General features: G+C 34.4%; 2 protein-coding genes. Both read right to left on the reverse strand.

Annotated elements, in window-relative coordinates; genetic code table 11:
• Positions 1–67 (reverse strand): helix-turn-helix domain-containing protein (locus tag G9F74_RS29450; RefSeq protein WP_142331167.1); only part of this gene is annotated, 67 nt, incomplete at its 3' end.
• 11 nt (positions 68–78) lie between these two features.
• Complete coding sequence (gene tnpA, locus G9F74_RS29455) at positions 79–477, reverse strand: IS200/IS605 family transposase (protein WP_016107700.1); 399 nt, start codon at positions 475–477, stop codon at positions 79–81.
• Positions 478–640: the final 163 nt, after the last annotated feature.

Consider the following 640-nt stretch of genomic DNA (forward strand, 5'->3'; position numbering starts at 1 on the left):
GCATAAGATGTGCTTGGTCTTCTGTTGGATACAAACGGAATTTATATGCTTTATTCTGCTTTGTCATATCATTTCACCTCACTTTTCACTTTGATTTTCAATATATGTTTTTACTACGTCTATTGGCGAACCACCAGTAGTTAGCAAGCAAAAACTTCTTGACCAAAACATCTCTTTCCAAAGTTTCTTTTTCACTTGTGGAAAGTCTCTTTTAACAAGTCGAGAACTTGCACTTTTATAAGCATTGATGAATTTTGTCATTTCTGTATTAGGGTGTGCCTTGAACAAAATATGAACATGGTCTACATCATGATTCCATTCAACTAATGTGATGTTATAGTTTTCAGATAGTCGAACAAACATATCTTTTGCATAGTCTGACATATCATCATCAAACACATTTCTTCTGTATTTCACGACCAACACAAGGTGATAATACAACAAGAATACTGAATGGTTATTACTATCTAATTTCATTTATATACCAGCCTTTATAATTTATAAGACTGATTATATCAGAGGCAAAATAAAAAGGAAAACCTTTTGGCTACGCCAAACCGAAATTCATCTCCCACCTATCGTTGGGCTACGCCCTTCACACGCTTGAGGAAGGAGAATTCTTTCGGGAAATTCGTTAAAT

This window comes from Bacillus sp. EKM202B (assembly GCF_011066025.1).
GTDB classification, from domain to species: domain Bacteria; phylum Bacillota; class Bacilli; order Bacillales; family Bacillaceae_G; genus Bacillus_A; species Bacillus_A toyonensis.